Source organism: Pantoea sp. ABR1s (assembly GCF_057812235.1).
Genome location: NZ_CM173823.1, coordinates 2,846,540 through 2,872,432, shown reverse-complemented (window position 1 = coordinate 2,872,432; position 25,893 = coordinate 2,846,540). Strand labels below are relative to the sequence as shown.

The window sequence follows — 25,893 nt, the reverse complement described above, 5'->3', positions numbered from 1 at the left end:
GCTCTGGCGGCAGTTCTCTTTTTACGCCCGGAAACACTCTCACCAGGAAATTTCTTAACCTTACGGGTATGATATCGCCGCCAGCCCGCGCTCCGACCTCACTGAAGCGGGCGGCCTGTGTCGGTCTGACACAGTACATATTCATAACCGGGTTTTTTCTACGATGCCTGCAAAAATTCGTTCTACCCTGCTTTCGCTGGCGCTGCTCGTTTCAGGGCAGATTGTTTCACTTCCGGCGCAGGCGACGACGTCGCTGTCGCAACTGGCGCCGATTGCTCAGCCGCAGATCGCCTCTGGCAGTGCGATGATTGTCGATCTCACGACCAATAAAGTGCTGTTTTCCAGCCACCCTGATCGGGTCAGGCCCATTGCCTCCATCACCAAGCTGATGACCGCAATGGTGGTGCTGGATGCGCATCTGCCGATGAACGAGATGATAACCGTCGATGTCAGCCAGACGCCGGAAATGCGGGGTGTATTCTCACGCGTTAAGCTCAACAGCCAGATCAGCCGCCGGAATATGCTGCTGCTGGCGCTGATGTCCTCGGAAAACCGCGCCGCCGCCAGCCTGGCTCATGCTTATCCGGGCGGCTATAACGCCTTTATCCGGGCGATGAACGCGAAAGCGCGGTCACTGGGCATGAAACAGACCCGCTATGTGGAGCCAACCGGCCTGTCGACGCAAAACGTCTCCAGCGCGCAGGATCTGGTTAAACTACTCAAAGCGACGCGGGAATATCCGCTGCTTGGTGCGCTCAGCACCACTAAAGAGGAGACGGCGGTGTTTGCCCATCCGAGCTATGCGCTGCCGTTCCGCAACACCAACCATCTGGTCTATAAAGATGACTGGCATATTCAGCTGACCAAAACCGGTTACACCGATGAGGCGGGCCACTGCCTGGTGATGCGCACCATGATTAATAATCGTCCGGTGGCGCTGGTGGTGCTGGATGCCTTTGGCAAATATACCCACTTCGCCGACGCTAACCGTCTGCGCAGCTGGATTGAGACCGGTAAAGCGGCGCCGGTGCCGGCTGCCGCACTGGCCTATAAAAAACAGAAGTCGGGCCAGGTTGCCAGTAATGGGGCCAGCAGCGCCGACGTTGAGTAGAATATAGCCGGTGTTGCGCGCTGCGGACACTGGCATTACCTGCAGGCTGAGCGGGTATCCGGGATGATGCAGGCAGAGGCGTACAGCGATTTTCACGCTTCTGTCTGCACCGAATTAGCCCGAAAAATGCCCGTTATTCCTATATTGCCATCCCTTGCAAAGCCCTACACTACGCGCGACTGGCGAGGGACGATCGCCTGATTTAAGCTGCCGGAATCTTACTCATATGTTTAAGCTACGATCCTTTTTTGCATTGTTAATGCTGGCGCTGGTGGCGTTTGCCCCGGCGCTGACGCTGGCCGCGGATGATAAGGCCACTGCTGCTCAGGAACAGGATGCTCCGCCGAAGCTGAATGCTGCGGTTGAACTGCCGAAAATGCAGAAGATCCTCGATAAAATCAAAAGTCAGGTCTCCGTTGATGCTGGCGAAAACAAGCTGACTCAGCTGAATGAAATGGCGCTTGAGCTCTCGGGCAGTGCCGACACGCTGGGCCAGGCGCTGATCCCCGATCGCCAGCAACTGGACGCCCAGTTGCAGGTTCTGGGGCCGGCACCTAAAGCTGACAGCGGCGTAAAAGAGACGTCGGAAGTGACGCGCAAGCGTAACGCGCTGGAGAGTCAGAAAAGCAAACTCGACGACCAGATCAAACAGGCCGAAGGCATTAAAAATGGCGCGCTGATGCTCTCCTCGCAGATTGTTAACCTGCGCCGCGATCAGCTGAAAAGCCAACTGGCGCTGAACTCCGGCACCATTCTGGGGCCGCGCTTCTGGTCACCGCTGCTCAATAGTCAGGATCTGGATGGCGAGAAAATCGGTGAATTCCTGCAGGAGTTGCAGGACACTGCGGCACTCTCATGGGAGCCGGGCTGGCGCGTGGGCAGTGTCTTCTGGCTGCTGGCTGCCATGCTGGTGATGACGGCTGGCCGTCGTTACAGCGAAGAGTTTCTGGCCTGGATCAGCATTCACAAACTGCCGGAAGGGAAGCTGCGCCGCAGTTTCCTGGCGGCAGCGATAGCCCTGACCACCCTGGTGGCTGTCGTCCTCACCTTTAACTTTATCGCCCTGGCCTTTACCCGCCGTGATGAGGTTTCTGAAAACGTTCAGGACTTTGTGGATCAACTGGTTCGGCTCAGTGTCTTTTGTGGCCTGATTGCCGGACTGGGACGCGCTTTCCTCTCTACCCGTCGACCCAGCTGGCGGTTACCGACCATCTCCAATGAAGTGGCGATGGCGTTAAAACCGTTTCCACCGATTACCGCCGTGCTGGTCTTTATCTTCCAGACGGTCGAAGCGTTTAACTACAGCGTCGGCACCAGCCTGAATACCACCATTTTTGCCAACGGGCTGACGGCACTGCTGATTGGTACTACCGCGCTGGCGATCAGCATGCGCACCAACCGCGTTCGTCGCCGTATGACCCAGGCGGGCACACCACCGGAGGCCCGTTCTACGCTGGTCGGACTGATCCAGATGGGTCTGACGCTGACCGGCATCGCTATTCTGGTGTCGCTGCTCATCGGTTACGTCACGCTGGCGCGCTTCCTGAGTTATGAAGTGATCTGGTGCGGCCTGCTGTTTGGTTCGTTCTACTTCCTCAGTCATCTGCTCAACGATGGCTGTGAGAGCCTGTTCTCGACCAGTAACGCAACCGGTCGCCGTATTCAGAGTTCGCTTAACATCAATGAGCGCCATCTGCAGCAAACGGCTACGTTGCTGACGGCCATCGGTAAAACCTTCCTGGTGCTGGTTGTGGCGCTGGCGCTGGTCAACGGGACCTTTGCCTCTTCAACGCCGATTGAACTGCTGCAAAAAGTGATTGAGTTCTGGGGCGGTAAAGGGCTTGAATCCCTGAATATCGTCCCGGCGCATATGGTGAATGCGATTATCTGCCTGATCGTCGGCATCTATGTGCTGCGAACGGTGCGCCGCTGGCTCGACACTGATTTTCTGCCGAAAACCACCATGGATGTGGGCATGCGGGTGTCGCTGGTGACGCTGTTCAGCAACATCGGTTATGTACTGGTCATCCTGCTGACGCTGTCGATCATGGGTCTGCAGTGGAATAAGCTGGCCTGGATCGTCAGTGCCTTGTCGGTAGGTATCGGTTTTGGCTTACAGGAGATTGTTAAGAACTTTATTTCGGGGCTGATTCTGTTGACCGAGCGGCCAGTGAAGGTTGGCGATCTGGTGAGCATCAGCGGTATCGAAGGGGATATCCGCCGGATTAACGTGCGCGCCACCGAGATCCAGCTGGGCGATAAATCCACGGTGATTGTGCCGAACTCGCAGTTTATCTCGCAGAACGTGCGAAATGCCACCATGGGTAATGCGCAGGGGGTGGTCACGATTACGCTGACGTTCCCGCTCGACATCGATCCGGCGAAAGTGCGCGATATCCTGCTGGAGGTCTACAACGAAAATGAACGCATTCTGGAGACGCCAGAGCCATCCGTTTCGTTTAAAGATCTGACTCAGCAGGGAATTATACTGAGCGTCACCGGTAACGTGGCGGGTCAGCGCCAGATCGCAGGGGCGAAGAGCGATCTGCTGTTCGATATTCTGACGCGTCTGCGTAAAGAGGGCATTCTGCTCTCCACACCGCAAACCATGATTATCGAGCGCCGTCAGCAGATGGCGGGAGCGGAGCCGGTACCCGAAGAGAAGCTGGTTTAGGTGTGAAAGGGCCGACTTCTGTCTAATGCTGATCAGTTAAGATCAGATTTGTAAAGGCTGCCACGGTCAAACGTGGCAGCCTTTTTTCTGGGCGAGCGAGCAGCAGCGGCGCTCAGGCCTTCACTATCGTGCCCTTTTTAACAATACACACTGAAGTTTCAGAGCAGGCTGGGGCCGGGCAGGGGCAGGTAATCCGCAGCGCTGAACAGAATGAGTCTGCCAGGAGAGCCCGCAGGACGCGGGCGAAAGGCGGGGCGGCACAGGATGTGCCATCCCCGGCGGTCCGTCAGGCAGGCGAATGAAGTGAAGGAACCGCGCAGCGGCGCGAGGACCGCCAGCCCCTGCCCGGCACCAGACTGCGTTATCCCCTGTCGCTTAACTGACTGCCATTAGACTTCTGTCGGCCTTTTTCATATTCAAACGCTGGCTTCTCAGCCCGTTCACACTTCGCTTTCTACAGGGATTCAACGCGGCTGGTGTGCTGCCCGTCTCGGCTCACCGAGCGAATTGCCACCGCACCGCTGACCTGCGGCGGTCTGGTGGCATCGTAGCGCTGCCAGTTTGTGCCCTTGTCCAGGCTGTACTCCAGCGTAACGCCCGGTAAGGCCACGTTCATCGACAGGATGCCATCAACGATTCTGGCTCCCGGCACCGGCAGGCGATAATCGATGCCCGCCTTATCCAGCTTCGCCAGTTCCCGCTGTCCCAGCAGATTGGCAAATCTCTGCCAGTCATTCAGACGCGCCTGCTGATCGACCAGATGGGTTTTGCCCCCCGCATACTCCTGACCTGCCTTGTAATCCTGCTCCCAGCTGGCGCGGTGCCAGCTTCGTTCCGCTACTGCAAACAGGCGAGGATAGATCATGTGCTCCATTTGAGCGTCAGTGCGTACCGTTTCGCTCCACAGCTGGGCCGAAATGCCGTAAGCACCGCTCCAGGGCTTCTCTGATTTGGCGCTGAAAAAGTTGCCATCGCGATCCACCGAGGTTTCAGCATTCTGCGGCAGGTTGTCCGGCGCGAACCCAAAGATTTTGCGCTCGTCGTTGAAGCGCGTGCCCCAGTAATAGCCGCGTTCCAGCGGGTTAACTTCATACGGAAAATCCAGATAGAGATAGTCGGGGCTGGAGATCACCACGTCGTAACCTTTCTGTGACCAGTCGCTGGCTGTGTCAAAACCGCCCCAGTAGAGGGTGTCCCAGAAGTTGACCGCGACGCGCGGTGTGGCAAAGGCTGCTGAATCTTTGGCATTTTTTAAACCATCCTGCCAGGCCTGCATTTTGCCAATACCGTGCCGGTTAACGATGTCACTGACGGTCAGGGCAAAATAGCTCGGCAGGTGCGCCAGATCGTCCACTTTGCCGCTCTTCACCAGCGCCTGACAAACCTGCGATTTCGCCCACGGCAGATCTTCTTTACTCCAGTCGCGCAGACCGGTGCCCGGTTTAGGGTCGCGTTTATCCGAGTAGCCAGCACCCAGCCGGATATTCTTCGCTTCGTCACCGCCAAAATGCCAGACGGTGAGCGGCTGTCCCGCTTCCCGGTGCATCGCCTGAACTTCACCGATCACTTTATCGACAAACCGCTGCGAACCCTCAATACAGGGATTAAGATAGCTCGTGCGGTCATAGAGCTGCACCGAGGTGGTATTAGAGTCGTCGGTGGGATCGATCAGGCGATACGCACTGGCCTGTTCAGCTTCTCCCTCCTTCATCAGCCGCTGATAGCGTGCTTCCATGGCGATGACGGCGGCACGGGCATGGGCGGGCATATCAATTTCCGGGATCACCTGGATGTGACGGGCCTGCGCATACTTCACAATCTCGATGTAGTCGGCACGACTGAAATAGCCGCTGCCGTTGTTATCGCTGAACGGACCGGAACCAAGCTGCGGCAGCAGGCAGCGCTGTTCGCTCAGGTCATGGCAGCGTTTAGCCCCCACGTCAGTCAATTCCGGTAAGCCGGGAATCTCAATCCGCCAGCCCTCATCGTCACTAAGGTGAAAGTGGAAGCGGTTCATCTTCCAGGCCGCCATCTGATCAAGCAGCCGCATCACTGCCTGTTTACTGTGAAAGTTACGGGCAACGTCAAGAAACGCGCCGCGATAGGCAAAGCGGGGCGAGTCATGGGCTTCCAGCGTGGCAATACGCGGCGCGCCTTCTGTAGGGATCAGCGAGAGAATCGACATCAGACCATAGAACGCACCGGCAGCATCGTAGCCCACCACGATGGCGCGGCGGGGAGTGATATCCAGATCGTATGCGCCCGGTTTAGCCTGTTTGCCGCTGAAGTGACCCGGTTTGATCTGCGTCCTGATGGCAAATCCATCAGGATCTTCTTTCAGACCAAGCAGGGTCAGACGCTGCTTTACCGCCTCACCGGTTTCACGGGTCAACCCGGTCAGAGACAGACTGACGCCACGGCTGAGATCGGCATCCTGCGGACGCAGTTTTACCGCAAGCGGCGTGGGTGTGATTTGACCGCGCAGCGCGGAAGCGGGCAGGGTGGCAACATCGCTGTTTTTATCAAACCGGCTGGCGGGTTGCATCAGGATATTCCGGTCATCGGCACTGCGTCGCCAGTTATCCCCTAGCGGCAACACAAACTGGCTGGGATCTTCATGATCGGTGCTGGCAATAATTTTGGGGGTGGCCTGCCCGGACGTCACATACCAGCGCGGCATCACATCCGTGGCAAACAACTGCCAGTATTCGTTAACGATCGGAATCTGCACCGATTCGCCCGCGCCAATGCCGGTGAACTTCTCAGTCGGCTCCAGCCGGGTCAGGTCGCCGACCAGATGGGTCATTTTAAACTGTTCGTTATCAACCCGCAGCGTCTGGTGGACGTTGCTCATGTAGATTGCCCAGTGTTTGTCGGTCAGGGCTGGGCCGTTATTGGTCAGGGTAATGGTGGCGCGATTGCAGGCGGCATAGTCGGCACCCAGCGCGGCGCAGTCGGTGCCATGAAGGGCGGCCTGATTATCGTTCACCTGATAAGTGACGCCAAACTGGCTGATCTGATTCACCACCTGCTGCGCTGACGAGCTGGCGTGGCCTGTGGCTGCAACGCCCAGCAGAGTGAGCGCGATAAGGCTTAACTTAAACATAATGATTCATCCTTGCTGCTGAAGAGATATCCGGGAGTCTGCAGGGCGTCAGAACAGCGTAAACGGCACGATAACCATAAATTTGATGTCCTTCTCGTCCTGAAAAATGTTGCCGTAACCGCCGCTGTAACTGGGCAGATTGCTGTGATTGTCGTAGCGGGTGTAATGCAGTTTAAACAGGGTATCTTTGGCGCGGCCCTGCTGGATTTGATAGATCAGATCAAGGTTCCAGGCGGACTCTTTCAGCCGCTGGCTCTGGTCAACGGTGGGCAGCGTGGCGGGTCTGGCATCCCAGCCCCAGACGTACGATGCGCCTACTTTCCATCCCGCCAGCTGCCACGGCGTTAAGTCGAGCATCGCCCCGGCAAAGATCGCTTTTTCGCCATTGGCGTTCCAGTCGGAACGGGCATCCCACCAGATATCCAGTCGTCCATTGGAGCTGGCGTAGCCTGGCGTCATGCGCTGCAGGAAGAAGCCCTGATTCCCCTCTGCTTTGACCCAGCTACCTTCGAGTCGCAGATCAACCGGGCCGACGGTATAGCCGACCGTGATCGCCTGTAACCAGGCCAGGCCGTCATAGACATCACGGGGATTAGCGGCACCGCCCGCTACTTTGTCGTGCGCCCCGTAAAACTGATAGCTGGTGTAGAGTGCATTGCCGCCGGGCGTGGCTGACCACGAGGCTTTGGCAAAATATTGATCCATATAATCCGCCGCCTGGCCAAATGCGCCCTCAAGCACCAGGTTATTCCTGAAGTCATATTTCATGCCGAACGAATGCAGGTAGCTGACAGGCGTTTTGCCATCAGCCTGACGAAAATTATATAAATCACGATACCAGGGCGCTTTATATTTGTCGCTCCACATCCAGGAGAGCGATAATGCACCGGCCTGCTGGAAATCATACAGCGCACCAATTTCGACGCCGCGATAGGTTCCGGGTAAGAAACTCCAGTGTGGCGCAATAATTGTCTGGCCGGTTGGCTGAATATAACCGGCGCGCAACCAGTAATCGTTATATTTTAATTTCAGTGCGGCTTTATAAACAGAAGCACCGCCGCTGTCGCCATTCCACTTTTCATCCCAGCGGGTACGCGCCTTACTGAAGCCAATTTCATTGGGTGCGGCGGGGCCGCTGTTGGAAAGCTCAGCAGCACCGAAAATGGCGAGGTCCAGACCAATCCACTCTCCGGCATAGCCTGACTGATAGTCAAGATTACTGTTGAGCGAGGCATGATGTAAATTAGCCCGATACTGTCCCTGATATTCACTGGTGGGATCGGTGTCTCTGCGATCTCGCTGACGCTGCCAGTAAAAAACATTACCTTTCAGCGATGAGTCCTCAATAAATCCGCTGGCGTAAGCCGGTGATGAACTTATTGCAGTTAACGCTATTAATACGGTGGCTATTTCAACTAACGCTAATGCGTAATTAATTTTTCGCATGATTATTCCTCCCTGAATGCAATCCGGATAATTAAGCAGAATATTATTATTGTGGCGGTAATCTATTTTTCGCGACGCGAATTATCAATTAGCAGCGTGGTGATTTGTGAACTATTGCGCAGAACCCGATGAGATAAAATAAAGCAGGTGCAATATGGGAGGGGAGATTAATTTTCTGATGAAAATGTTAGCTATTGGCAGGACTGTTGCAATGGGAAGCTGGTGGTGCGAACGGGCCTCCCGGTTGTATGACAATCAGCCTGCTCAGATAAGCAGGCTAATCCATAAGGCGATTAAACCTGCTTCACCGCCCATCCCTTTTGCTTACTGGTTTTGCCAATCCCAGGATTGAAGCTGTTGGTGGGATCGAGCTGGCGATAGAACGCCGCCAGCTGCGGTTTGGCCTGATAAAGATGTCCGACGTTATGTTCAGCGGGATATTCCGCGCCCCGCGCCTGAAGAATCTCCAGCATCTGAGCTTTGAGCGCATGCACATCGACGCCTTTTCTGACGATGTAATCCTGATGAAACACATGACAGAAGAAGTGACCATAGTAGAGACGATGGCTCAGCGAGGCGCGGATCTCATCGGGCAGGGTTTCGAACCAGTCCGCATCGTTACGACGCAGGGCGATATCCAGCGCCAGAATGTCCTCGACCTCATCAGAATGCACCGCGTGGTAGCGCACCGCCGCACCCGCCGCTGCAAAGCGATGCAGAAAGGCGTGCGCACCTTCTTTGCCTTCACACTCGAAGAATTCGCCACCGCCTTCACGGAAGTAGTCGCGCAGATAGTTACGCGCTTCCGCCACGCCGTCGCCAGACATCTTCAGCATCAGATGGTGTTCATATTTGTCGCGATACTGCTTCATGCGTTTAGGCAGATGCGCCGGAAACAGTTTACTCAGGCGCTGCAACAGGCGATCGCTGAAGTGCGGTTTAACGAAGGAGAGTTTGCTCAGCCAGGCATCAACCCGCCCCTTCAGCGTGAAAAACAGCGGCATCTTGTCGGTGCCCAGCTTGTCGATCATCAGGAAGGTATCTTTGCCGTAGACTTCCGCAATGTCATAGATGTCGCGGTGCATATATTCGCCTGCCACCGGCAGATGGATGAAATGCGCCAGCATGTGACGGCGGATATCGCTGAGAACACCGGGCTCGTTGGTGCCGATGTAAAACACCTGCTGCTGCGGTTCGCTGGCGAAGGTATCGAGTCGCACCGCGAAGACCGCCAGCTTCCCGGCACAACCGGAGGCTTCAAACAGGCGACGCGCATCGGCGTTATAGCGGGCGGGCGTATCCGCATCCACTTCACGAACCCGGTCGGCATATTCATGATCGGAGGCGTGACGGCCATCGTGCTGCACATCTTTGGGCTGCCAGCGGTCATCATCCAGCCGCCCCAGAATCTCTTCCGGCGACGTCCCAAGATCGATACCGAGATGGTTCACCAGCTTCAGTTTTCCCTGCGCATCAATCTGGGCAAACAGCGCCATTTCACTGTAGGCCGGGCCGCGCTTGATCAGCGATCCGCCGGAGTTATTACAGATGCCGCCCAGCACCGAGGCACCAATACAGGAGGAGCCAATCACCGAGTGGGGTTCACGCCCCAGCGGCTTCAGCGCTTTTTCCAGCTGGTAGAGTGTGCTGCCGGGGAACGCCAGCACCTGCTGGCCTTCGTCGATCAGCTGAAGCTTATCCAGCCGCAGGGTGCTGACAATCACCAGCGGACGATCGTAATCGTCGCCATGCGGCGTCGAGCCCTCGGTCAGGCCGGTATTCGCCGCCTGCATCAGGATAATGACATCGGCATTTACCAGCGTTTGCAGTACCCGCCAGAGCTCCAGCAGCGTACCGGGAAACGCCACCGCCAGCGCCTCGCCTTCGCCGGAGCGAAAGCCTTTGCGATAGCGCGCGGTCTGTTCAGGTTCAGTCAGCAGATGGGTAGGGCCGACCAGGCGGCGCAGGTCAGAAAGCAGGGCAGAGGTTTGTATCATGAGCAATTCCCTTGTCTTATCAGTGCGTCCTAACTGTAGCACGTCAACTCACCTCAACGCAGTGTGACAGCGGCAGCTACCTGCTATTCTCATCTTGTGGCACACTGCCGCCTGTTTATTCGATATTGCGCAGTTACTTAAGAGAACCCAACCTGATGAAATGGATTTACTCTGTTAGTCTCGCTGTCTCCCTCGCGATGCAACCCGCATTAGCTGAGACAGTGCCAGGTAACCACCCGATGACCGAACAGGCGCGGGATGCCTTCGTCAACCAACTGCTTAAAAAAATGACGCTGGACGAGAAGATCGGCCAGCTGCGTTTAATCAGCGTCGGACCTGATAATCCGAAAGAAGTGATTCGCGACATGATTCAGAAGAGTCAGGTTGGCGCGATTTTTAATACCGTAACCCGTCAGGATATCCGCGCGATGCAGGATCAGGCGTTGCAGCTCAGCCGCCTGAAGATCCCGCTGTTTTTCGCCTACGACGTTATTCATGGTCAGCGCACCATTTTCCCGATTCCTTTGGCCCTGGCGTCGAGCTGGGATCTGGATGCGGTGAAAGAGGTGGGGCGCGTCTCTGCCTATGAAGCGGCCGACGATGGCCTGAACATGACCTGGGCGCCGATGGTGGATGTCAGTCGTGAACCGCGCTGGGGCCGTGGCTCTGAAGGTTTCGGTGAGGATACGTATCTCACCAGCGAAATGGGTCGCAGCATGGTGCAGTCGATGCAGGGCAAAAGTGCTGCCGATCGCTACAGCGTGATGACCAGCGTGAAGCATTTCGCGCTCTATGGCGCAGTTGAAGGCGGACGCGATTACAACACCGTGGACATGAGCCCGCAGCGCATGTTCCAGGACTATCTGCCGCCCTATAAAGCTTCACTGGATGCCGGCAGCGGCGGCGTGATGGTGGCGCTGAACTCGATCAATGGCGTACCCGCCACGGCGGACAGCTGGCTGCTGAAAGATCTGCTGCGCGATAAGTGGAAGTTCAAAGGCATCACCATCAGCGACCACGGCGCAATCAAAGAGCTGATCAAGCATGGCGTCGCCAGCGATCCGCAGGAAGCGGTACGCATCGCCCTGAAGTCGGGCGTCGATATGAGCATGAGCGACGAATATTACAGCAAGTATCTGCCCGCTCTGGTGAAGAGCGGCGCCGTCACCATGGCGGAGATTGATGATGCGGCGCGCCATGTGCTCAACGTCAAATATGACATGGGCCTGTTTAACGATCCCTACAGCCATTTAGGTCCGAAAGAGAGCGATCCGCAGGACACCAATGCGGAAAGCCGTCTGCACCGGGCTGAAGCGCGCGACGTCGCGCGTAAAAGCATCGTGTTGCTGAAAAACCGCCTGGAAACGCTGCCGCTGAAAAAATCGGGCACCATTGCCCTGATTGGTCCGCTGGCAGACAGTCAGCGCGACATTATGGGCAGCTGGTCCGCCGCTGGCGTGGCGAAGCAATCTGTTTCGCTGCTGCAGGGCATGCGCAATGCCACCGAAGGCAAGGCTACGCTGCTCTATGAGAAGGGCGCTAACGTCACCGACAACAAAGGGATTCAGGACTTCCTGAACCTCTATGAGCAGGCGGTTTCCGTGGATACGCGTTCACCGCAGCAGTTGATTGATGACGCGGTCGCCAAAGCGAAGCAGGCCGATGTGGTGGTTGCCGCCGTGGGCGAAGCGCAGGGTATGGCGCACGAAGCCTCCAGCCGCAGCGACCTGGTGATCCCGCCGAGCCAGCAGAAGCTGTTAGCGGCACTGAAAGCCACCGGTAAGCCGCTGGTGATTGTGCTGATGAACGGACGCCCGCTGTCAGTGGTGAATGAAGATCGGATGGCCGATGCGATGCTGGAAACCTGGTTCAGCGGCACCGAAGGTGGCAACGCCATCGCCGATGTGCTGTTCGGCGACTACAACCCGTCGGGCAAGCTGCCGGTTTCCTTCCCGCGTTCAGTGGGTCAGATTCCGATCTATTACAACCATCTGCCAACCGGTCGTCCTTACAACTTTGCTAAGCCGAACAAATACACGTCGCACTACTACGACGCGGCTAATGGCCCGCTCTATCCGTTTGGTTACGGCCTGAGCTACACCACTTTCACCGTGTCGCCGGTAAAAATGTCCTCACCGACTATGCCGCGTAACGGCAGCATTGAAGCCAGCGTGACCGTGACCAACAGCGGTAAACGCGATGGCGCGACGGTGGTGCAGATGTACCTCAACGATCCGGTCGCTTCCATCAGCCGTCCGGTGCAGGAGCTGCGTGGCTTTAAGCGCATCATGCTGAAAGCGGGTGAGTCGCAAACCGTGACCTTTAAAATCGACGTGGATGCGCTGAAGTTCTGGAACCAGCAGATGCAGCATGTTGCAGAACCCGGCAAATTCAACGTGATGATTGGACTCGATTCCGTTCGTACCGAGGATGGGCAGTTCAACTATTTATAACCGTCAGCCTTTCCCCTGACGTCAGGGGAAGGTGATGCGGCGCGTCGTTAGCGTCCTGCTACGGCGCGCCGCGTCATATCCACTATCAGAGCCATCATGATTAATCTGCGTGACCGCATTCAGCAGCAGGTATTCCGCCTTAACGGCCTGTCGATGAATGAATTTGACCTCTCTCAACCGCCTGGCGATCCCGGCCTGTTTGGCCCGGACAGCGTGATCTGGCGCGTCCACGGTGACTTCACCTCCATGATGTGCGGTGGGATCAGCGCGCTGCTGTTGCAGATGCTGCATCCGGCGGCGCTGGCGGGCGTCTGGGATCACTCCAATTTCCGTGAAGATATGATGGGCCGCCTGCGGCGCACCAGTCAGTTTATCGCGGTGACCACCTACGGTAATTCGCAGGATGCACAGACGCTGATCGACCGGGTGAAACGCATTCACCTGAAAGTCAGCGGCGTTGATAGCGAAGGCAAACCCTATGCCGCCAGCGATCCGCATCTGCTGACCTGGGTGCATGTGGCGGAGACCAGCCGTTTTCTGGCCGCCCATCTGCGCTACAAAAATCCCCAGCTCACCCGCGCCGATCAGGATCAGTACTATCAGGAAGCGGCACAGATAGCCGAAGCGCTGGGGGCGGAGAAGGTACCGAAAAGCGTTGTCGACGTCGCGGATTACCTGCAACAGATGCGTTCAGAGCTGCGCTTTGATCATCGCACTGCCGAAGTGACGCGATTGCTGATGAATGCCCCTGCACCTAGCTGGCAGGCAAAACCGGTGATGAAAATCATGCTTAAGTCAGGGTTCGGGCTGATGCCAGCCTGGGCGCAGGCAATGTCCGGTACGGAGATCGGCCGCTTTCAGCAGGCGATCATTGACCGGAAGATTAATGCGATTGCGGTGGGATTAAGGTGGTCGATTCAGCGCGGTGCCTGGTATCGGGCGATGGTGCGGATGGGAAGGGATGTGGGGTGAGGGGTTCACGGGTAAAAGGGTGGGGGGCTAGTGGTCATAAAGAGATTAGGCAGCACTAGTGATTGATGCTGCTAATTGGATAGACGCTTTTGTTCACCCAATAAATTTATTTGGGTTATTCAAAATAGGCTGATCGGGGCAGATATCAACGTCCGCTTTGTGCCAGGAGCGGACATTTCGTGCGTATGAAAAAAGGGGTAATGCCTATGGCAATCCCCTTTGTATTGAGAAGAATAAATCAGCTTTGACAGAATCGGAGCCGGTTTCCAAATGTGTTGAAGATTTCCAGAATATCTCCCCAGTCCTGCTTCACTATTTCCGGGCGACCATAACGGAGATGGATGGTGTGAAGCAGCAGAATGCGTCGCTGGTCGAGGAATCTGCGTCGGCCTCGCAGAGCCTGCGGGAACACGTCTCCCCGCAGCTGCAGTCAGTGTCAGTGTCAGTGTCAGTGTTCACGCTTGCTAAAGTCTCACATCCCACAGCCACCCGGCATGCAATTGTATCTTCACCAACCGCAGTTAAGAAGGAAGCGCCTGCTGATACAGACAGAAACTGGACCACCTTCTGATGTCTGGCTGCGTCCTGCAGGGCGCAGCCGCCCTCCTTTATTCATATCATTTCTGTCGTCTCGTAGGCCTGCACGAATATAACTATCTTTGACAGACCAGCCTGCAGGAAGGGAGCCATGTACGGTGTTTTACGCGACAATGTCCAATAAAAGTGATGGACATTATTTTTGCGAACCCGGAGTGCGCCGGAGATACTGTCTAAATGCGAGGCTAACCTTTTAGTAGGCTTGAATATCTGAAGAATAGGCGGTTTTTAATTTTTCATAAATGCTTTTTTAAATAATCTATACAGCCTTTACTATTTTAAGAATGAAATTTTATAATTAATAAAAATGTAATGTGCCTCAGCTTGTAAAATATGTGACCGTGACGTGCATCTCACTTTGTGATTATGCCTAATAAATTAGCGCCGCACAGAAACATGCATTCGAAATCATGCAAATACTTTTGCTGCTTTATACACATCAGCTAATCCCGAGACACTTCTGATTACACCTGAACTTCTTCTATTTTCCTGTTTTTTTTAATTTACTTGAGGTACCCCTACAGCGGGGTTATCCGTAATGTATTTTTTCTCATGTGTTTCTTACTTTAAGGATAGATTATGAGACCGAACAAAATCACTTTTGCTTTAGGGTTGTTACTGATCACTGCAGCTCGTCTGTCTGCCGCAACTCCATTGCACAGTGTGCCTGTCACATCAGACTCTGTGCATCCCTTTGTCTTAATCGGCGATGCCAATGGTGCCCCTGGTTCTGCCGGTGGCAACGGGGGTAATGGTGGTAATGACAACTCACCAGGAGCTCCTGGTGGGGATGGCGGTAATGGTGGTAATGGCGGTAATGCCGACAGTGGAAATGGCAGTAGCAATGGGAATGACAGCGGGGACAATAACGGAACCGGTAATGGTGACGGCAGCGATAATGGCGGCGGAGATGGCGGTGGAGATGGCGGTGCATAATAAAAGGCATGCTTAATTTTAATACGCGGTGGATTATTTCATCGCGTTTTCATTATGGAGATATAAATATGAAATCCAATCATATAGTCATCAACTCTCTTATTTTCTCAGTTCTGACAATCAGTGCCTTGAGCGCCCACGCCTCGAACAAGCATCATCATAAACATAACGACTGCTCATATCTGAATGGGAAAAATGGCGGTACGACTGAAAATGGTGACGCTAATGGAGAAAACGGTAAGAAAGGGGTATCGGGGACGTCATGCATCGACGGTGGCAACGGCGGTAATGGCGGCAACACAAGTAACGGAAACGCAAATGGCGGAAGCGGCGCGCCCGGAGCTAATGGAGCTAACGGATGAATAGCAGAATAAATAAGGTTTTCACGTTGAGCATTTTTACCGTTGTGTCTCTCAACTCAATGGCAAATGCGTGGGCAAATAAGGAAGATACTAATGTAGTGTCTGTTTCCCATCTGGTTCATCAAATAGCTGATGGCGGGAATGGTGGTGACGGTGGCAGTGGCTCTGCAGGGGGAAATGGCGGGAATGGAGGAAACGGCGGAAGCGGGCCTGAGGGTGGTAATGGCGGCAACGGTGGCAACGGTGGCAATGGCAATAGTGCTGATTCGCCTGGGGGGAATGGCGGTGATGGAGGGGATGGGGGCAATAGCGGTAACAATGGGCAAGGAGGAGAAGGAGCTGCAGGAGCGAATGGAGCTGATGGTGGAAATGGAGGTGATGGCGGCAGCAATAATTCACCAGGAGGGAACGGTGGTGATGGTGGTGATGGCGGGGATGGGGGAAACACCTGATTAAATAAAGTGATGAATTGAATGAAGGAGATTTTAAATGCGAATTTTTCCTTTACGCACGTTTTTAAGATCATTATTGGTTATAGCTGTCATAACACTTCGAATAGCAATCTTCTGTACGCCTTCTTTTCTGCTGCCGGCTTTGACTTTCACCGCCAGCTTTAGTGCCATCGCAGAGGATGGAGATGGCGGGAATGGCGGTGACGGGTCTGGCAATGGGAACGGTGGTGATGGCGGGAATGCCGGAGCCGGTTCTAATGGAGATGGAGGAGATGGGGGAAGCGGCGGCGAAGAAGGAGGTAATGGAGGAAACGGCGGCAACGGTGACGGTTCAGGCAACGGTGGAAACGGCGGCAACGCGGGACCCGGCGGATTAGGTGGTCAGGGTGGACAGGCAGGCAGCAATGGAGATCACGACGGCTCGCCGGGAATGAGCGGTGCCAGGGCTTCAAAGTAGTGTTGCTATTGAAAAGATAACGTGATGAATATCTGTCAGTCAGGTCACCGAGATTCCGGTATTAAGTGATTTCGCCCTGGCTGACTTCTTGACTCTTCAGTAGTTCCACTTCGTGCTAAAAACGAGCATTTCAAGGTCACGTGTTAAATTTGAACGCAGCTATCGTTTGTTTAAAACAGGAGCCAACAAATGAACATTGACTGGCATAGTTCTTCATTAACACGCTTTACAATCGTAGATAAAGACTACAAAAAACACACAAAACGTTCGCCGTTTTATGGTCAATGAGTGTGGTCCAGATTTCCGGTTTGATCGCGAGTTTATGGCCTGGATACGAAATGACGTACAAAAAAATCTGGGTGATGTGGTTGATGAGTGGAAGCGCAGACATCCACTTTCACTTTAGTGCAGGAACGTCCGGTCTTCGCTCATAGCGAACTACGCAATTGCAGATCTGCTTTATGCCAGTCGCGTGATTACCTGTATGCGGTTAGCGCAATAAGGCACCTGCCTCTGACAACCAGGATTTCTTACGGTCAGCTGAAAGAGGGGGGGTATGCGCGTTTCAACATAACTGCGCGCTTCAGCAACCGAAAAAATCACTGCGACCGAGCAACGCCAGCGTTATTGGCGTGCCGCAGACCTTTTGCCCACATAGCTGTGGGGGGACCAGTGCGGTTCAGCTGGCTGACTATGATTTGCTACCACGAGGCATACATTAAGACGTATGAACGAAGAACCGTTATGTGTAACTTGCTGAGTCTTGCAGCCTTAAAGTCTTGAAAGATTAGTTTGCTTCGTCCTTCAGCCGGTGACGATAATTTTTCAGGACAACGAGTGTCACGATCTGACTGTAAATAAATCCGCCAAGCCCAGCTAATATTACGGTGCCGACTATGCCGCCAAAGTACGCTCCCGCGCCAGCAAGGACTCCGCAGAGAACGAGACCACCCCAGATCTGCCAGTGCCGGAAAGCCGATTTATACGCGCTCCGCCAACGCCTTCCACGCTCCCTCATAGATAAGTCTTTCAGTTCGGGGATACTTTTGTGGGTCCAGTAGATTTTCATGGCGAAGTCCTAGTTCAGATGGCTAAGCGAAGGAAAACATAAAACGCCAGCATAGGAAAGGTTCTGTCGATATCTGCTTCCCGCTCATAGCGGACTTTAGCCTGCTGAACGTCCGCTTTGTGCCAGAAGCGGACCTTCTAAAGAGCGCGTCGTTACAGATGACGCAGGATGTTTATTTTCGTATGGTAACTGGCTACTTTTAAAAAACCGCACGGGAGAAAGCATGGACAGTCGTCAGGGAAGGTTAAGAATCGCAGCAGGACAGTTTGCTCCGGCGCGCGGCCTTATTGATGAGAATATTCGTTATCACGAAATGTTGATTGAGTCTGCGGCATCGTCGGGCGTTAACCTTATCTTTTTTCCGGAACTTTCTCTGACGGGTTATGAACCAGAAATGGCTGAAGAGCTGGCTTTGGCTGATGAAGGCTGTCTGAGTCCGCTTCAGGTATTGTCTGACAGATACGATATGACGATTATTGTGGGCGCACCGTTGCGTGTAAGAGAGGGAAAACCGGCTATTGGTGCATGGGTGATTTCATCAAAACGGCCTGTTTTCTGTTACCGAAAAATATATCTCCATCCGGGAGAATCCGATTATTTTTCAGCTGGTGATACTGAGTGCGTTTTTAAAGAAAGGTCATTTAATGTCGGCATAGCCATATGCGCAGATGCAGGGCAGCCAGTACATGCAGAACGCACGGTGCAGCAGGGTGCTGAAGTGTATCTGAATGCCGTTTTGAGCGCCGGCGGGTTTGATAAAGATTCAGGGCAGCTGCAAAGCTACGCCAGACTTTACGCCATGCCCACGCTGATGGCCAATTACTGTGGTCCGTCAGGCGGCTGGAAACCGGTCGGAAAAAGCGCCGCATGGGATGCAAGGGGTGAACTTATTGCTCAGGCTCCGGAGGATTGTGCTGCCCTGGTCATCATGGACCTACAGGATGATGGATGCTCCGGGCAGGTGATTTGCCTGCGTAAATAAAAAGAGTGAGTAAGCTCAGCATGTCTCTTTCGCAAGCTCCTCAGCGCTTTTCTGCCATATCAGAGAGGCGCTTTTTTCTTGCTGAACATCATATCTCCTGTGGTTTGATAGCTTGAAAGGCCAGCGTCTGCTTTTCGCTCATAGCGGACATGGGCCAACGTGTAAGTCCGCTTTGTACCAGAAGCGGATGTTTCACATGCACTCCTATGTAAAATACTGAAGGCCGTCATAGATGGAACATTATGTTAGATTCAGTAGTTAAAACTGAATCCAGGATAGCGAATGTTCAGCATTTCAGAAGTAGATAAAAGTGATTCTGACCTACTGTGGCTAGTAAGCGAACTCGATGCCTTTCAGAACGCACTATATCCTGCAGAAAGTAATCACTGCCTGGATCTTTCAACAGTTACTGATGAGCAGCTCCGGTGCATTATCGTACGTGATGAAGGTGGCTTACCTGCAGGTTGTGGTGCTTTGCTATTTCATGAAAATGGCTCAGCTGAGATTAAGCGGGTTTATATTCGACCGGAATATCGGCGTAGGAAGCTCGGAGAACAGATAGTCAGCGCAATCGAGACGATTGCTTCAAAAAAGAATTCGAGCCTTTTGCAGCTTGAAACAGGGATTCACCAGCAAGCGGCTATAGCACTTTATCGTAGATGCGTTTATGAGATATGCAATTCATTCCCACCTTATGCAACAGATCCGTTGAGTGTTTTTATGTGCAAAAAACTTCCTTAACTTCATGTTTTTATGTTGCTAAAGGGTGTAGATGTAAAGTTATAATGTCCGCACCCCCACCTATGAACAGGCTATCTGGTTTTATCGGAGATGCTTTTTCATTGAAGGTGATGTGTGAGCCACAAAGCCATTCCGTTCATAAAACGGTATCGCCTGCTGTCGGGCATCAAGGAACACGAAGTTCATATCCCTGCTTTCTGATTCAGTGGTGGCAAAATCCAGCAATTTTTTCCCTATCCCTGTGCTTCTTAAAGCCTCATCTACGATCAAATCATCAATATGGAGATGTGATCCTCTGGCCAGAGTATGAACGGGACGGAAACCCATCAAGCCAAGCATTTTTTCATTGCCAAATGCGCCAACAAGTTCATAACCGTTCAACGTCTGAATTCTGACGCTTTCGATAAATTTTTCTTTGGAAATGTTCCGTAGCTGTGAAATCAGACTGTAAGCATGATCCCATTCTAGCGGCAGTAACTTTCTGATTGAAATGTTCATAGTGCCTTCATTTCCATATAGGTTTCTGATTTTATAAGCTTATGAGCAATGATCCGCAACAGTGAAGTTATGTTTAACGTATTAGAACATTCAGTTGTCATAAGTGAAACGTCTGCTCCTCGCTCATAGCGGACCTTGCCTGCCGTCAGCCCGCTTTGTGCCAGAAGCGGACGTTCAAGATATCATGACGCAGTTAACGTCGAAGATCCGGCCGACTTGTTTTCAAGTATGTTAATGATTAAGTCGCGTGGAAAAATTGTCTCATTGGTGTGTATGAGCTCTTCTATTGTCCACAAATGATGATCGCGAATGAGTTCCTTTTCATTGCTACTCCATCCTGAACGATCGAGATCTACTGTATTTGCATTAATCATAAAGAAACGCTCATCAGCAAGTACTGTCTCCCCACTTGGTAGCATCATTGTGAAGGTTCGGGACGCTACTGCTGGTCCTGTTAATGTTTCTTTCAATCCCGTTTCTTCAAATAATTCGCGTATAGCGGCCTGCTCGAAAGATTCATTTTTTTCAAGCCCTCCTCCCGGAGTTGCCCAGTATGTTTTTCCCCTTAGAGCATCATCTTTATGACAGAACCTAAAGAGCAGGACATGATTTTCAGGCGAAAGAATGATCAATCGAGATGATGGTCTAATGCGCATATATCCCCCTTAAAAAGCTTAAATACTGATTCTCAATATTTATATAAACATAAATTGCAGCCTGAATCGCCCTATAGGTCTGTAATTTCTTACAGCTTTAATCTCACTCAACGTCCGCTTTTCGCTCATAGCGGACCTCACTATGCTGACATATCTGCGCTATGCCTGATGAGGCACTTAAAGAGAGCCGTATAAGGTCAACTACCACGTTGTTTCTCTAATCGAATATAAGCGCCATCTAACGTTGTCATATTACCCCAGCCAAGGTGCAGGTAGAATTTAGCCGCACGGCTGTTTTTATCGGTTTCCAGCCAGGCAACTTCGTGATGTTTGAACAACGCCTGTTCCGCAATCTCTGTAAGTCTGCGACCAATGCCTCTGCCTTCATAATCAGGAAGGACAAAGAGACCAAAAAGAGAGCCTTTTTCCCTTAAAATCATCGAAAAGCCCACTGCTTTATCATTATCTGTCGCAACCCATGCGCAACGACTCTCTTCGATCATATTGCTCACGGTACTTTCGGTTATGCCCATCTCCTGCATCTCTTCACGGCTTAGGTGATTTTCGACAACAGACGTTCTGATAGTAAAAATACTTTCAACATCAGATAATTGAGCTGGTCTTATATTGATATTCATTAGTCTTATTCCACATATAAAATCGATAAATTTTGAGAGTGATATAATCCTGTCCTTTACAGAAGCATAGAACCTTGGGCGAGCTCAATACCGCACGTCATGTCCGCTTCTCGCTCATAGCGGACCTTCAGCTCAGTTAGCCAGCCCACCTTGTGCCAGAAGCGGACACTAGCAATTGTAATTTGCTTCAATACCACCACGAGGCAATTTTTTTTTGCTACTCACATGGGCGCGGTAAAACCCTGATTCTGCCGAACGATAAAACTCTCACGCCGCGCACAGATAACTTGACGTAGTAGTTCCCCTGCGTGGCTCTGGTATAAAGTAGCCGCTGCCGTCACCGGGCGGGATTGCAAGCGGGGAATTAGCATGCCGAAGTTTATCATCACCTTTTTTACGTCTGAAGAACACGAACCCTGGGTGATCGGCGGCGCTGCCGTGGGCGCGGCGATCACCATTACGGCGATGGTTATCATCCTCGTCAGATCGTTCCGTAACAAATAGGCCGGGTGCCGGGCCTTTTTTTGCCGCATTCGGTAAAACGCCAATTCTCCCGAATGGCACCCTGCCCCGCGCCGCTGCGGCGCTGATAACTACATATTGTGGTTTTCTCAGCTGCTGCCGATACTACATATAGTGGGTGCGGGGGAACCGGCAGGCCAACACCAGGGCAGAACGCGCCGGTTTTCCCGCTGCGCCATTCGGTAAAACTCCGGCAGGGCCGGATTTCCCCGAATTAGAATTGAGGCGAAAAAATTTAAAAATGAGAGGTTTTTTTAACTTTTTATATGCTTGAAACCTGACCAGAGAATTAGTGATAGTCGGTGGTATCTAAGTTTGATACCACCGACTAATTGATCTTTGTTATAAATGCTTAAATACGATAGATAGACATAAAATCCCGTATACGTATTGCCGCTTCCACACATTCTGCAACCGATGCAACCAATGCCATTCGAACCCAACCTGAGCCCGGATTGATGCCGTCAATCTCGCGCGAGAGATAGGAGCCTGGAATAACCGTAACATGTGCATGGCCAAAGAGTTGACGGCAGAAATCTGTATCGTCACCAGGAACTTTTGCCCAAAGATAAAAACCTCCGTCAGGCTTGTTCACTTTAAGAACGGGGGTCAGAATTTCCAGAACCGCATCAAATTTTTCCCGATAAAGAGAACGGTTGTCGCGAACGTGTGCCTCATCCCGCCACGCAGTGGCGCTTGCGAGCTGGCTTTGCACCGGCATCGCGCAGCCGTGGTATGTGCGATAAAGCAAAAATGCTTTGAGAATTTCTGCATCGCCAGCCACAAATCCAGACCGAAGACCCGGAAGGTTCGAACGTTTTGAAAGACTGTGGAAAACAACACAGCGCTTAAAATCGCTACGGCCAAGTTCAGCACACGCAGTCATTAAGCCTGGAGGAGGCGCCTGCTCGTCAAAGTACAACTCGCTGTAGCATTCATCGGCTGCAATAATAAAATCGTATTTATCCGCAAGGCTAATGAGTGATTTCAGTGTTTCGATAGGGATAAGTGCACCGGTAGGGTTGCCGGGGGAACACAGGAAGACAATTTGACAACGTGTCCAGATATCCGCTGAAACTGCCTCAAAGTCAGGAATAAAACCATTACTCTCAAGGCATGGCAGGTAATGCGGAACAGCGCCCGCCAAGATGGCAGCACCTTCATATATCTGATAGAAAGGGTTTGGGCTTACCACCAAGCCATCGACATTCGGTTCAACAACGGCCTGGGTAAAAGCAAATAATGCTTCACGTGTCCCGTTTACCGGAAGAACGTGACGGCTCGCATCAAGCCATCCTGTCGGAACGTCAAACCTCTGTTCACACCAGCCTATGATTGCCTCGCGCAATGCAGGAATACCCAAGGTTGCGGGATACACCGACATCTTATCAATACTGGCGATAAGCATTTGTTTGACCAGGTCAGGGGCCGGATGTTTAGGCTCTCCTATCGACAATGATATTGGCGTGAGATTTTCATCAGGTTGAACCTCAGCCAGCAAGGCTCGAAGTTTTTCAAACGGGTAGGGATGAAGTTGTTTCAGCGCAGGGTTCATAATGGCCAACACTCCAGTATTTCTGAGTTGAGGGAATTTTTGTGACGCGAGCCACAAATCCTTCTTAGAGACCACTATTTATCATGATCGTTCTCATTCGCTGATTTGTCTGATCGCTTCAGAATCCGAAAAAGCCATCCTCTTTTGCCTTGAACGTGGACCATTGTGTATCTTACTAAGACCATAAACACCAGGTATATACACGATAGTGTGACCACACACGCACACCCTAAAGTTTTATTTATATATATGTATTAAAAGGAAAAAATCCATATTTTATATCCTTCCTGCAGGCATGAAAGTATACTGCCCATCAAAAATTTAGGCATGTTTTTACGGCAGCTTAGTAATCAGGTACCTTAAAAAAAACATAAGTTTTTTTACATTTTGTAAGGAAATAGTAGCTTAATGTTATAATAACTTATGTAGATTAAATCCTTGCTGAAGCCGGATGAAGGGAAGGATATCGAGCAGTGTAATCAGTGAAGCAGCACATGCTCAGACATAAGTTTGTTTAGGTGTAATGCAACAAAATTAATTGTTTTTTCATGAGGAACTCTCAGGTATAGGGAGTTATAGATTACATCCTAATTACCTTCCTAGAAGGAAAGTAAATGAAAATTAAACGGCTATTGGATTTAGGATAAAACTGACGGTTTATAATTTTGAGGTTGATATGTTAATGTAATACAAAGTTAATAAACAATTAATTGAATGTTCTATATAAACATAATATTATATAAAACTATAAAAAGTCCGCATTAAATATTAAGAATATTGTTAAATTTGATTTTTAGAGGAAAGTGGAGCGCTAGCCTCAATCCAATGATAAAATTATTTTTAAGTCGGCGTTATAAAGTTTTATTTTATTAATTTTTTGATTAATTCTCAGGCGTTGCGATATTAAAGGGTAGATGCCTTGCAATGCGGAGAAAGTTAATTTCAGATTTATCATCAAGTAATTGTTGAAAGTCGAACCTTTATAAATCTCGAATTTTTATTCTCTTTAGATAATAAATTTTATAGCCATGAGGTCATGCACTGTGAAAAAAAACATATCTCCAGATGCATATGTGATCAAAAACTCACGAACACCAATTGTCAGAACTCAATATGGCAAGGTAAATGGCTACGTACGCAATGGTGTATACATTTTTAAAGGAATTCCTTATGGTGATGATACATCCGGATCAGGGCGATTTATGCCACCGCAAAAACCGCAACCATGGAGGGGAGTAAGAAGTTGCTCAAGTTATGGTTTTAACTGTCCGCAGCCAGATAATTATGCATGGGATAATGATGAAGAAGCATGGTTGTTCGAGTGGAATATTGGCCCCCAAAATGAAGATTGCCTATGTTTAAATATCTGGACAACAGAGATCAGTTGCATCAATAAAAGACCAGTTATGGTTTGGCTACATGGCGGAGCCTTTATGACTGGTTCTGCTTACGAACTAAAAGCTTATGATGGGGAGAATATATCAAGAAATGAGGATGTTGTGATGGTTTCACTTAACCATCGCCTCAATGCGTTCGGTTTTCTTGACCTTTCGAATTACGCAGAAAAATATGCATATTCTGCCAACGTAGGAATGATGGACATTGTTCTGGCACTTGAGTGGATAAAAGATAACATTGCTGAATTCGGTGGAGATCCAGACTGTATTACTATTTTTGGTCAATCCGGGGGCGGCGGGAAAATTTGTGCTCTTATGGGTATGCCTTCAGCGGAAGGGTTGTTTCATCGCGCAATAATACAGAGTGGTTCGCTCGGTTACCACCTTACACCGGACCAATCATCCGCAGTTACAAATAAATTCCTTAAAGCACTTAACATAGATGGAAATTCAATTTCTAGATTACAAGGCTTAAGCTCGTTAGAAATAGTTAATGCTGCTTGCTATGCTGTAAAACCGTTAATTCAACCGCATCCACTAATTGATTTTCGCCATGCGAGCGAGTTAATGGGTTGGGCACCTGTGCTTGACGGCCATATACTTACAGCAAATGCTTTCAATCCTACACCCTCGCATTTAAAGAAAATACCAATTCTTGTTGGTAGTACGTTTAATGAGTTCACAACTGCGATTGGGCATCCTGAATATTGGGACTGGACTGATAAGGAGTTAATTACAGCAGTAAGTAATGCTCTAAAAAATGATAAAATAAAAGAAGCAGTAAATATGGTGAAAAAAATCTATCCTAACCTTAGACCATTTCAACAATGGTCAGTAATTGCTTCAAGTACAGTGAGAGGAGCAGCAATAGAACAGGCTAAAAGTAAAGCTTTGACTGGAGGTGCTGCTGCGTATATTTACTATTTTACTTGGCAGTCACCTTTGCTTGATGGGAGGCCGATGAGTTTTCATTGTAGTGAAATCCCCTTTGTTTTTAATAATATAAATATTTGTAATCATATGACAGGTGGTGGATGTGATGCTCAAAACCTTTCAAACAACATGAGCAAGGCATGGGTTAATTTTGCACGAAATGGAGATCCAAATCATAGCGGTATTCCGGAATGGCCGGCTTTCACACCTGAAAATAATGCGTCTATGGTGTTCGATACTGTATGTGAAGTCATTACACAAAAGGACAGGTTATTACAGCAGCTCATAGGGCGAAGATAAGGATAGTATCAACGTCAGAATTTATAAAACGATGACAAC

General features: G+C 51.2%; 20 protein-coding genes and 1 pseudogene. 13 read left to right on the top strand and 8 right to left on the bottom strand.

The genetic code is table 11. The features are described 5' to 3' along the window. Nucleotides 1-163 precede the first annotated feature (163 nt). On the top strand, nt 164-1,111 hold the full coding sequence (gene pbpG / locus ACXKZD_RS13510) for a D-alanyl-D-alanine endopeptidase (RefSeq protein ID WP_010669685.1): 948 nt from the start codon (nt 164-166) through the stop codon (nt 1,109-1,111). A 226-nt stretch (nt 1,112-1,337) separates the two neighbouring features. Next, nucleotides 1,338-3,785 (top strand): DUF3772 domain-containing protein, encoded by a 2,448-nt coding sequence (locus ACXKZD_RS13505; protein WP_488981679.1) that lies wholly within the window; start codon nt 1,338-1,340, stop codon nt 3,783-3,785. 454 nt (nt 3,786-4,239) lie between these two features. On the opposite strand, the gene ACXKZD_RS13500 is transcribed toward ACXKZD_RS13505, so the two are convergent. From ACXKZD_RS13500 to dld, 3 genes are all read right to left on the bottom strand, one after another. Then, nucleotides 4,240-6,891, bottom strand: coding sequence for a beta-N-acetylhexosaminidase (locus ACXKZD_RS13500; RefSeq protein ID WP_488981678.1), 2,652 nt, complete (start codon nt 6,889-6,891; stop codon nt 4,240-4,242). A 48-nt stretch (nt 6,892-6,939) separates the two neighbouring features. Then, on the bottom strand, nt 6,940-8,337 hold the full coding sequence (gene chiP / locus ACXKZD_RS13495; RefSeq protein WP_400368363.1) for a chitoporin ChiP: 1,398 nt from the start codon (nt 8,335-8,337) through the stop codon (nt 6,940-6,942). A gap of 293 nt (nt 8,338-8,630) precedes the next feature. Next, complete coding sequence (gene dld, locus ACXKZD_RS13490; RefSeq protein WP_187505320.1) at nt 8,631-10,334, bottom strand: D-lactate dehydrogenase; 1,704 nt, start codon at nt 10,332-10,334, stop codon at nt 8,631-8,633. 155 nt (nt 10,335-10,489) lie between these two features. Here dld and bglX point away from each other — a divergent pair, with 155 nt between their 5' ends. The 7 genes and pseudogenes from bglX (at nt 10,490) to ACXKZD_RS13455 (ending at nt 16,969) form a co-directional block, all read left to right on the top strand. Further along, nucleotides 10,490-12,787 (top strand): beta-glucosidase BglX, encoded by a 2,298-nt coding sequence (gene bglX / locus ACXKZD_RS13485; protein ID WP_488981677.1) that lies wholly within the window; start codon nt 10,490-10,492, stop codon nt 12,785-12,787. 96 nt (nt 12,788-12,883) lie between these two features. After that, entirely contained in the window at nt 12,884-13,759 is an 876-nt protein-coding gene (locus ACXKZD_RS13480) for an oxygenase MpaB family protein (protein WP_311974608.1), read from the top strand. A 1,312-nt stretch (nt 13,760-15,071) separates the two neighbouring features. Continuing rightward, a complete protein-coding gene (locus tag ACXKZD_RS13475; protein ID WP_223565647.1) occupies nt 15,072-15,308 on the top strand; it encodes a hypothetical protein in 237 nt (78 codons plus the stop codon). 52 nt (nt 15,309-15,360) lie between these two features. Continuing rightward, entirely contained in the window at nt 15,361-15,654 is a 294-nt protein-coding gene (locus ACXKZD_RS13470; RefSeq protein ID WP_181955252.1) for a hypothetical protein, read from the top strand. A gap of 132 nt (nt 15,655-15,786) precedes the next feature. Further along, a complete protein-coding gene (locus tag ACXKZD_RS13465) occupies nt 15,787-16,110 on the top strand; it encodes a hypothetical protein (RefSeq protein WP_488981676.1) in 324 nt (107 codons plus the stop codon). A 181-nt stretch (nt 16,111-16,291) separates the two neighbouring features. Further along, nucleotides 16,292-16,483 carry an NUDIX hydrolase gene (locus tag ACXKZD_RS13460; protein ID WP_052270835.1) on the top strand — a complete coding sequence of 64 codons (192 nt, stop codon included), beginning with the start codon at nt 16,292-16,294 and terminating at the stop codon, nt 16,481-16,483. Nucleotides 16,484-16,752: 269 nt separating this feature from the next. Continuing rightward, a pseudogene (locus ACXKZD_RS13455) lies at nt 16,753-16,969 on the top strand (DUF6434 domain-containing protein). A gap of 381 nt (nt 16,970-17,350) precedes the next feature. Here ACXKZD_RS13455 and ACXKZD_RS13450 read toward each other — a convergent pair. Then, complete coding sequence (locus ACXKZD_RS13450; protein ID WP_052270836.1) at nt 17,351-17,632, bottom strand: hypothetical protein; 282 nt, start codon at nt 17,630-17,632, stop codon at nt 17,351-17,353. A 223-nt stretch (nt 17,633-17,855) separates the two neighbouring features. Between ACXKZD_RS13450 and ACXKZD_RS13445 the strand changes: the two genes are divergently transcribed. Both ACXKZD_RS13445 and ACXKZD_RS13440 read left to right on the top strand, forming a co-directional pair. Next, complete coding sequence (locus tag ACXKZD_RS13445; protein WP_488981675.1) at nt 17,856-18,614, top strand: carbon-nitrogen hydrolase family protein; 759 nt, start codon at nt 17,856-17,858, stop codon at nt 18,612-18,614. Between the two features lie 282 nt (nt 18,615-18,896). Beyond that, nucleotides 18,897-19,355 carry a GNAT family N-acetyltransferase gene (locus ACXKZD_RS13440; protein WP_187500417.1) on the top strand — a complete coding sequence of 153 codons (459 nt, stop codon included), beginning with the start codon at nt 18,897-18,899 and terminating at the stop codon, nt 19,353-19,355. 81 nt (nt 19,356-19,436) lie between these two features. Here ACXKZD_RS13440 and ACXKZD_RS13435 read toward each other — a convergent pair whose 3' ends face one another. The 3 genes from ACXKZD_RS13435 to ACXKZD_RS13425 all read right to left on the bottom strand — a co-directional run bounded on the left by ACXKZD_RS13435 (nt 19,437) and on the right by ACXKZD_RS13425 (nt 21,147). Further along, nucleotides 19,437-19,853, bottom strand: a complete 417-nt coding sequence (locus ACXKZD_RS13435; RefSeq protein WP_488981674.1) for a GNAT family N-acetyltransferase — start codon at nt 19,851-19,853, stop codon at nt 19,437-19,439. 182 nt (nt 19,854-20,035) lie between these two features. Continuing rightward, on the bottom strand, nt 20,036-20,509 hold the full coding sequence (locus ACXKZD_RS13430; protein ID WP_488981673.1) for an NUDIX hydrolase: 474 nt from the start codon (nt 20,507-20,509) through the stop codon (nt 20,036-20,038). A 197-nt stretch (nt 20,510-20,706) separates the two neighbouring features. Further along, entirely contained in the window at nt 20,707-21,147 is a 441-nt protein-coding gene (locus ACXKZD_RS13425) for a GNAT family N-acetyltransferase (RefSeq protein WP_008924520.1), read from the bottom strand. 369 nt (nt 21,148-21,516) lie between these two features. Here ACXKZD_RS13425 and ACXKZD_RS13420 point away from each other — a divergent pair, with 369 nt between their 5' ends. After that, nucleotides 21,517-21,651, top strand: a complete 135-nt coding sequence (locus tag ACXKZD_RS13420; protein WP_260057725.1) for a hypothetical protein — start codon at nt 21,517-21,519, stop codon at nt 21,649-21,651. A 370-nt stretch (nt 21,652-22,021) separates the two neighbouring features. Here ACXKZD_RS13420 and dapC read toward each other — a convergent pair whose 3' ends face one another. Next, complete coding sequence (gene dapC / locus ACXKZD_RS13415; protein ID WP_488981672.1) at nt 22,022-23,224, bottom strand: succinyldiaminopimelate transaminase; 1,203 nt, start codon at nt 23,222-23,224, stop codon at nt 22,022-22,024. A 1,043-nt stretch (nt 23,225-24,267) separates the two neighbouring features. Here dapC and ACXKZD_RS13410 point away from each other — a divergent pair. Then, nucleotides 24,268-25,854, top strand: coding sequence for a carboxylesterase/lipase family protein (locus tag ACXKZD_RS13410; RefSeq protein ID WP_312545144.1), 1,587 nt, complete (start codon nt 24,268-24,270; stop codon nt 25,852-25,854). Nucleotides 25,855-25,893: the final 39 nt, after the last annotated feature.